This is a genomic window from Paenibacillus oryzae (assembly GCF_001675045.1).
In the GTDB taxonomy this organism is placed as follows: Bacteria; Bacillota; Bacilli; order Paenibacillales; family Paenibacillaceae; genus Pristimantibacillus; species Pristimantibacillus oryzae.
Genome location: NZ_LYPA01000069.1, coordinates 46,537 through 55,325, shown reverse-complemented (window position 1 = coordinate 55,325; position 8,789 = coordinate 46,537). Strand labels below are relative to the sequence as shown.

7 protein-coding genes are annotated in these 8,789 nt (G+C 50.1%); 3 read left to right on the top strand and 4 right to left on the bottom strand.

Features of this window, described 5'->3' with window-relative positions; all coding sequences use genetic code 11:
- Positions 1-395 precede the first annotated feature (395 nt).
- Together wsfD and A7K91_RS19280 are read left to right on the top strand one after the other, a co-directional pair.
- On the top strand, positions 396-1,823 hold the full coding sequence (gene wsfD, locus A7K91_RS19285) for a glycan biosynthesis hexose transferase WsfD (protein ID WP_068685769.1): 1,428 nt from the start codon (positions 396-398) through the stop codon (positions 1,821-1,823).
- A gap of 87 nt (positions 1,824-1,910) precedes the next feature.
- Complete coding sequence (locus A7K91_RS19280) at positions 1,911-2,975, top strand: serine hydrolase domain-containing protein (RefSeq protein WP_068685768.1); 1,065 nt, start codon at positions 1,911-1,913, stop codon at positions 2,973-2,975.
- A gap of 21 nt (positions 2,976-2,996) precedes the next feature.
- Here A7K91_RS19280 and A7K91_RS19275 read toward each other — a convergent pair whose 3' ends face one another.
- Complete coding sequence (locus tag A7K91_RS19275; RefSeq protein ID WP_068685767.1) at positions 2,997-3,773, bottom strand: polysaccharide deacetylase family protein; 777 nt, start codon at positions 3,771-3,773, stop codon at positions 2,997-2,999.
- Between the two features lie 71 nt (positions 3,774-3,844).
- Positions 3,845-4,270, bottom strand: coding sequence for a disulfide oxidoreductase (locus tag A7K91_RS19270; RefSeq protein ID WP_082967592.1), 426 nt, complete (start codon positions 4,268-4,270; stop codon positions 3,845-3,847).
- A 315-nt stretch (positions 4,271-4,585) separates the two neighbouring features.
- Here A7K91_RS19270 and A7K91_RS19265 point away from each other — a divergent pair, with 315 nt between their 5' ends.
- Positions 4,586-4,945: a c-type cytochrome gene (locus tag A7K91_RS19265; protein WP_068685764.1), complete on the top strand. Its 360-nt coding sequence runs from the start codon at positions 4,586-4,588 to the stop codon at positions 4,943-4,945.
- 241 nt (positions 4,946-5,186) lie between these two features.
- On the opposite strand, the gene cydC is transcribed toward A7K91_RS19265, so the two are convergent.
- Positions 5,187-6,920, bottom strand: a complete 1,734-nt coding sequence (gene cydC, locus A7K91_RS19260; protein ID WP_068685763.1) for a thiol reductant ABC exporter subunit CydC — start codon at positions 6,918-6,920, stop codon at positions 5,187-5,189.
- Positions 6,917-8,779, bottom strand: a complete 1,863-nt coding sequence (cydD, locus tag A7K91_RS19255) for a thiol reductant ABC exporter subunit CydD (protein ID WP_068685761.1) — start codon at positions 8,777-8,779, stop codon at positions 6,917-6,919. Before cydD ends, cydC begins: the two co-directional genes overlap by 4 nt.
- Between the last annotated feature and the right edge of the window lie 10 nt (positions 8,780-8,789).

The following is an 8,789-nucleotide window of genomic DNA, read 5'->3' as shown; positions in this document are numbered from 1 at the left end:
CCAAGTGTTCCAAAACGTCTTGAGCAGCTATCGCTTTTTACTGTAAATTTAAGGAAGTGTTATGGGTCAAGCGTAGACACCAGTGTCCCTTACATTGACGAAGTTCCCAAATTTGCTGCTCTGGCGGTCACCTGTGACCGTTAAACAATTTAGACAACTTATGCTACTTGAACAACTTTGGCGATTTAGAGGACTAACTTAGGCGACTTGGGCTTCTTGGACGAGTCAGGCGACAAGCCGCAGTGCAATATTGTATTTACTTCATGCTCTATTTATTTGCCGGCTGGAGCATGTTCAATTCTTGCTCGATGTTGTATTCACGATCATGGATTTACTATAATGATACATAAAAAGACAGGAATGGGTTGGAGAGGTTTGGATTGGAGAGGTCTGGATTGAAACGTTTTTTAAGGCTGGAATGGCTGGCTGCAGCTGCCGGGCTGGGATTGCTGGCGTATTTGCTGTTTATTGCCCCGTTTGCCGGGGTTGCCGATAACGGCGATTTTTTGCGTGTGATGCTGACAGGCGGACTGGATTACGGTATCCCGGACGAGGCATATGAGGATCGTTTTTTTGGATTTGCCCATCAATTTTTTGCGTATGACCACTTTTTTCGCGGCTTTTATTTCTCCACGCAAATTATTTTAGTAGCCGTTGCCCGGCTGCTTGGCTATTTGTTTAACTCATCCATGTTTGATATTCGTGTTCTAGGCGCGTTTTACAGCCTGCTGCTGCTCGCGGCGACTTATTTGCTTGTTCGCCATAACAAATACAAGTCGCTTATAACGGGCGCCGTGCTTGGGCTGGCGTTGTTATTTGTCTTTTTTGATATCGGCTATACAGCCTACTTTAACTCCTTGTTCGGCGAACCCGTCAGTCTGGTGTTTTTGCTTCTGACTCTGGCCTTTGGCTTGCGTCTGGTGAACGAGGAGAAGCCTTCTCGCGCCGTGCTTTGGTTATACTTTATTTCGGTCCTTTTCCTGACCTGCTCCAAGATTCAGAATGCCCCCGTTGGCATCCTGTTTGCGGCAATCGGACTGCAATTTGCCGGATTACAGACGCAATTCAGCTGGCGACGGCTCGTTTTCTGGCTTTCGGGAGCTATGGTTGTTATCTCAGTCGTGATGTACATTGCTGCTCCAAAGGATTTTAAAGACATCAATTTGTATCAAACGGTGTTTTTTGGCATTCTCAAGGATTCACCGGATGTCAACGGAGATTTGAAGGCGCTTGGGCTGCCGGAACATTTGTCAGTGCTTGCCGATACTAATTATTTTCAGAGTGGTACGGCCATTAAACAAGACGATCCTTCGTTAAGAGGGGATTTCTATGACCGGGTATCCCATAGCGATGTATTGTTCTTTTATTTGAAGCATCCAGGCCGTTTAATAGACAAAATGGAATATGCCGCCAACAACTCTATGAGCATTCGTCCTTATTATTTGGGCACATATCTGAAGGAATCCGGCAAGCCTGCCGGTTCCCTGGCCATGGGCTATAGCGGCTGGAGCCAGTTTAAAAACCAGCATATGCCCAACTCTCTGCTTTTTATTGCTTTATTCTATTTAGCCTATTACAGCGTTGGATTGGTTGAATATGTGCGCAGCAGCCAAAAAGCCGTGCGTTTACGCATTCAATTGCTTATGGCGGTAGGCCTTGTCGGGATGGTTGGCTTTATGGTTCCGATTCTAGGGGACGGGCTTGCGGATTTGGGCAAGCATTTGTTTTTATTTAATGTCTGCTTTGACATGATGATTATTGTATCCGCCGTATGGCTGGCGCATCTGATCTACCGGTTCACCTCCGGTAAAAGTCGGTTATAGGCAACCTTTAACTATCCCTATCATCCATCAAATGGTACATTTGTAAGCACAAGACGATAACAGATGTATTAAAAGGAGGCTGCTATCATGCGACAGAAAGCTGCAGATTTATTTCTGAAAGCATCTGAGGAGGAGCATTTTTCGGGGACTGCTTTGATCAAAAAGGGTGAACAGACTCTTTTTGATGGAGCCTACGGATGGGCTCATCGGGGATTTCGCGTTCCTAACGAGATGGATACGAAATTCGATACCGCATCCATCACAAAGCTATTTACGGCTGTGGCCAACCTTCAGCTTGTGGAGCAGGGGAGGCTGAAGCTGGATGACCCGATTACGGAAATCATTGATTTATCCGGCACCGAAATTCCGCGAGATGTTACCCTGCGCCATTTGCTGACCCATACCTCCGGTATCGCCGACGATGCCGATGAAGAGCTGGGCGAAAGCTATGAAGCGTTATTCCTGCATAAACCGAATTACTCTATCCGTAATAACGCAGATTTTTTGCCCCAATTCGCCTATAAAAAACCAAAATTCAAGGCGGGTACAGCGATTAGCTATAATAACTGTGCATTTGTATTGCTAGGATTGGCTATTGAAAAGGCGACGGGAGATTCCTATAGGAATTATGTCACTAAGCACATATTCCAGTCATGCGGTATGAACCTTACCACATTTGCCGCCAAGGATGACGGGGATGCGCAGGTTGCAGAGGGCTATGAGCTTGCTGCAAACGACAAAGGCGAGCCCGTCTGGCGCAAAAACATTTATTCGTACCCGCCTATCGGCACTGCTGACGGCGGCGCTTTTACAACGGTTGGCGATTTGCATATTTTTATGAAGGCAATAGCCGGCGGCAAGCTCCTGTCCGAAAACATGACCAACGAAATAATGAAGCCCCAAACCACTCTGGAACGGAGCTTCGATTGGGGCGGCATGATTAATGGTTTTGGCTTTCACTTTTGCTACGATCACGAAGGCAAATTGCTTCGCATGTTTAAGGATGGCTGTAATCCAGGAGTAGGGGGATTTATGGCCTATTATCCCGCCAGCGATATTACCTTTTCGATATTGGCCAATCAAACCAGCGATATATGGGAGCTGCATCGCAAGGTCGAGCTGCTTGTAGCGGATCATTATTCATTGTATTAAAAGTCCTTTATTGAAAGGCTCTTATTCAAGCTCAAGCTGCAGCTCCTGAAAATGGTTGACCTCGTCCCTGCGTTTATGGTTAACAAGCTCGGACACCGTGACGAAGCGGAAACCTTTGGCTTGAAGCTCGGGCAATATTTTTTTGAGCGCCTGATAGGTTTGGCTGGAGCCCTTTACGTTGTCGTGCATCAGCACGATATCCCCGCCTCTGGCATTGTTCACCACCTGCCTGACAATTCGGTCTACGCCTGGCGAACGCCAATCTTTTGTATCCTGATGCCAGGACCACAAAAGAACGGTATATCCGTTATTACTCGCCGCCTGGATGACGCGGTCACTAATGAATCCTCCGGGCGGGCGAAACCAGGGGCTGGACGTTCCCGTTATTTCCTCAATTTTTTGCTTGGCCTCGGCAATTTCTTTATGAATGACGGAATTGGACACATTTCGATCAAAAAACACATGATTAAACGTGTGGTTGGCGACCTCATGGCCCTCTGCTACTTCCCTTTTGACGATGTCGCTGTATTTTTCGATCCGGTTGGCAACAACAAAAAAGGTTGCTTTGGCATTGTATTGCGCCAGCAAATCCAATATTTCGGGAGTCGAACGGGCGCTTGGCCCATCGTCAAAGGTAAAAGCAATCAGCTTTTCATCCGTCTGAACCTCCCATACCGCCTCGCCCCGCAGCTCATAATAATGCCGGTCATGTTTTTTAGGCGTTTCCTGGAATTGGAATGCCGTGGTAAATGATGCAGCCAACCAGCAGCACATTATGATCAACCCTCTGGAGCCCATAGCCGCCTCCTTTCTGCACCCGCAACAGATGCCAAAACATCAAAAGGTAGTTTAGGCAGGGACTCCAAGAATTATTCAGCAGCCGTCCGCTTCTCGATACGCCATGCTTGGAGCAATGAAACGCCAATCAGAATAAATGCCGCCAACGCCAGCATTGGAATCGTCAGCCATCCGAACCAGTTCAAATAATCGTCCAGGCATGAAGTCGGACCACAGGCAGCAATTGCGGAATCATGCGGCAGCTTTTGAATAAGGATGTGATAAATAGAAATGCTTCCCCCAACTGCCAGTAACGGAACGGTATAAGGGATAATGACCGTCTGTTGACGATAGGAGGCTATGCCCAGTACACATACAAGCGGATACATAAAAATACGCTGAAACCAGCAAAGCTCGCATGGCGTATACCCCAAAACCTCGCTTAAATATAAGCTGCCGCTTGTTGCAATAACCGAAACAAACCATGCAAAAAACAACCATTTCCCCTTTTTACTCAACTTAATATCCTCCCCTATTCCATAAAATGAAACTTCTCCGTACGTACGTCTGACAACCTGCTGCTTATTCTATTTTCACCCCTTGCCGTCCATTTTCATATAGCCCTTTAGAGTTATATCTCCTTATCGAAAATCGGATTATAGAGAAGCTCCTGCGGGCATACTAGTCTTTAATGAAGAAACCCGACCGAAAATCCGACAAAAAACAAGGTAAACGTCCCGGGTTTAATCCATCGCAAATAGCTCCTAATAGCTATAGCGCTTACTGTTGAAGGATTGATAAACTGGTCTCAATAAAAGAAGGGGAGGGTATTTATGCATAAATGGATAATGGCCGGCTTGATGAGCCTTGCAGGTTTGCTTGCAGTTATTTTGCTGCTGACTGCCATGCCTGCAAAAGAAGCTGGCGAAGGCGGCGGCGCCTTTACCGTACCGGATCGCGAAGTTGATGTTGCAGCCTCTACTCAAATTTATCAAAATATGTGTATCTCCTGTCATGGTACAGACTTGCAGGGCGGCGTCGGGCCGGCCTTGGCCAATGTTGGCGCCAGCTTGAGCAAGGAGCAGCTCTATAAAATTATTTCGGGCGGACGTGGCGTCATGCCTGCCTTCAAGGATAAGCTGACAGAGGATGAGATTATTACGATTACCACCTGGCTGTCCTCCTTAAAATAAGGCGGATCTATATAATGGGGCTATCCAAAAAGTTAAATGGAACGAATAATGATTCAGCAGAGGGACCGGAGGGGAAAGGGTGTCTTGAGGGCGAGTTTTTTTGTCCGCTTTTATCCACTAAAAAATAGAATCAAAAAAAGACAGGCAAAAATGTTTGAGCTTCCAAGACACCCTTTTCCCGTAGGTACCGGATTTGCTGAATGATTATTCTCCGTAACAGGCTTTTCGGACAGCCCCGTCGTTATCCGGCTTCCCCGATCATTTGCAGCTCGATTTTTTTTAGTTCGTAAAAATAGCCTTGCCGCCGCATGAGCTCCTCATAGGTTCCCTGCTCCACTATTTGCCCCTGCTCCATCACCACTATGGCATCCATGTCCTCTAGCCCCGTCAGCCGATGGCAAACCAGTATTAGCGTATCCCCGGCAGCATGCTGAAGCAGCTCGCACAGCACCTGCCGCTCCGTTACATAGTCAAGCGAGGAGGTTGGTTCATCCAGCAGCCACAGGCGTCCGGAACGCAGCATCGCCCGGGCCAATGCCAAACGCTGCTTCTCTCCTTGCGACAAATTTTCTCCTTTTTCATAAACCTCTTCATCCAGCGACTTTTGTCCCAGCTGCGCTTTGTTGAGGGCAAGCATCAACGCTTCGTCGGAAAGTCTCTCTGTCGCCCCTTCTTGGAGAAGCAAGTTTTCACGAATGGTGCCTCTGAAAAAATGGCTATGCTGCAGCACGACATTGGATGCTTGCCAGATGCTGTCCTCCCTCAGCTCCAGAGTAGAGCGCCCATTGAGCAACACCCTGCCGTCCGAAGCTGTGCGCAGCTTGAGCAGCAATTCCAGCACCGTTGTTTTGCCTGAGCCGCTTGGCCCAACAATTGCTACCCTGGAGCCTGCCGGAATCTCCAGCGATAACCCCTTCAATACAGGACGCCACTCGTCGCGATAACGAAAGGATACCTCATCCAGCTTAATGGAAACCGCCGCTTCAACAGAAAGCTCGGCAGCAGGCTGAGGCGGCAGCCTGTCGGCTTCGTTTTCCGTTTCCGCTAACCTTTTGGCCGCATATTCGCTGTCCAGCTTATAGGCAGGCAAGGTGGCCATCGCCGCCGCTTCCTCAAATCCCGTTTGCGCCGTCATAACAAGCATGGCAAGAAACACGCCGGCAAGAGATCCGTTAGCAACCAGCCAAGCCCCGGCAGCCAGCACGCACCAGGAAATAAGGAAGGTTACAAACACATGCAGCGTTTGTCCGGCAAGCAGCCGCCCGGCCGCTTTTCCTTGCTCCACCGACAACCTCGCCGAAGCGCGGCGCAGCTCCTCCTCCCGCTCCCCGAGCCTGCCGTAAACCTTCAGATCGCGGAAGCCATGCAGCAGCTCCGCCACATCGGCGGACAATTCGGCCCTCTGCCTTCGGACTCTCCCGTAAATCCCCCGCTGACCAAGCAGCACAAGCCACGGAACGCCATAGGCCGTTATGAGCATGCCGAGCACAAACAAAGCGGCAATCCAGAGAGAAAAAACCGCCGTAAACAACATCGTTGCCAAAAAAACCATTACGACAATAACAGGCGGATACGCTACGCGCAGAAAATAAAACTGCAAGCTTTCCACATCGCCCACAATGCGGGCAAGAAGCTCCCCGCTCTTTTTTTTATTAAGGAGCCCCGGCATTAACGGGATAAGCTTGGCAAAAAAGCCGCTTCGCATCGTACTGAGCAAGGAAAACGTTGCACGATGGGAAAACAGCCGCTCGCCGTACCGGCTTCCCGCCCTAAGGAAGCCCAATAGCTTAACAAAGGAGGTCAATACAATGAGCGTATAGAGCGGCGGGGCAAAAACGGTCTGTGAAATCATATATCCGCTGGCCGAAAACAACCCGATTCCCGCGATGCCTGCAACAAAGCCGCACAGGATGCTTATCCCGATATCCCTGCGTTCCCGAAGCATCGCTTTCCTCAACATAGCTAGCTCGTTCACGACAAACCTCCTCTCCGCTGCATTTCCACCATCTCGGCATATAAGGGCAGTTGGGCCACAAGCTCCTCATGACGCCCGGCTCCCAACAGCACTCCGTTGTCCAGCACCGCTATGACGTCAGCTTGCGTAATCGTATATAGACGATGTGCGACGGTAATCATGGTCGCTTTTTTCGCCAATTCGGCTATGGACCGCTGAAGCACCCGCTCAGTTACCAAATCAAGCCCAACGGTTGGTTCATCAAACAAGATAACGGCCGGTCCCTTTAAAAAAGCGCGCGCCAGCGCCAGCCGCTGCCTTTCTCCTCCCGACAGGCCTCTGCCGCCCTCTCCTACAACGGTGTCATAACCCTGCTCCAGCTCCGCTGCCAGCAGGTCCAGCCCCGCCGCCTTGGCCGCACGCTCGATCTCGTCCCTTGACACGTCCCTTCCCGCGCCAATGGCGATATTATCAGCAAACGTTCCGGCGAAAATATAGGGATGCTGCGTAATATAGCTAACATGCCGGAACCATGAAGCTTCGTGAGATTCGGTTAACGTCACTCCGTTTATGAGCACCTCCCCTTCCGCCGGCTTCAGCAAACCCGCCAGAAGATGGAGAAGAGTTGTTTTGCCCGACCCGCTTTTGCCTACTATGGCTAGCTGCTCTCCCGGCGCAAGCCTCAAGGTTAGAGGATTCAGCTGAAACCCTTCCCGCGAATAGCGGAATCCGGCGTTTCTAAGCTCGATGGTGGGAGGCATCAGAATTAAATTGTCACTATTCATAAGGGCACTGTTTCCATCCGCTCCGTAGGCTTCTTCTGGCATATTTTCTTTTTCTCGTGCATCTGTATAGCTGTCTCTTTCCCCCGGCATCCCGGCTGTTGCGCCTGCGTCGCCCAAAAGCCCATCGGCATCCTCCCCCAGGAGCTCCTCCACCTTGCGGGCGGCCCCCATGGCCCCCATGCTAGTGCGGCCTCCATGAAAGGCGATACCCATATTTTTTAACAGGTTATAGAATTCAGGTACCAGCAGAAGCACCAGAAATGCGGTATGAAATTCCATCGTTTTGAAAACGAGCAGCTGAAGCGCAAGCTCCAGCGCTACAACGCCGATGCTGAGCATCACAATAAGCTCCAGCATAAAGGTGTTTGTAAAAGCAATGCGCAGGATGCCCATTGTCGCATCCCGGTAGCCAAGGCTGCTTGCTTCAATTTGCTGCCGCTGATGCTTGGCCCTGCCAAACAGCTTCAGTGACACAAGCCCTTGCAGCGAATCCAGAAACGTGCCGGAAAATTCGGCGAGCTGCGCAAACTTTTCTTCCGATTTTGTTTTGGTTTTCAGGCCTACCAATATCATAAAAAGCGGGATAAAGGGAGCCGTAGCCAGCATAATAAAGCCTGAATGGCTGTGCTGGATAAAAACAACCGTCAGCAGAATAGCCGGAATGACGACGGCTTCCATCATACGAGGCATATATTGGCTGAAATAGCCGTCTGCCTCATCCACCGCATCCAGCGCCACACTGACTTTGCCGCCCGTTTGTCCCGCAAGCGCCGACGCCAGAGGATCGCGGGACAGCTTCCGCAGCAGAGCAGACCGCATAGCCGTTTTGGCGTCGACAGCCATCCTCAAGCCCAATGTCCCGTTTCCGTAAAGCAGCAAGGCCCTTGCAGCCATAACAGCCAACAATGCGCCAAGCAGACCAATAATGGAATGGAAAGGCGCATTTTCCACAAATATGCGTTGCACCGCCTCCGCGAGCAGTCCCGCTTGTCCGGCAATCGCCGCGCCAAGCGCCAGCGATATGGCCGCCATAAGCAGCAGCCTTCTCCGCTGCCTCGTCAACAGCCTGGATAAAAGACTTTTTTTGCGGCTCACCCGTATTCCT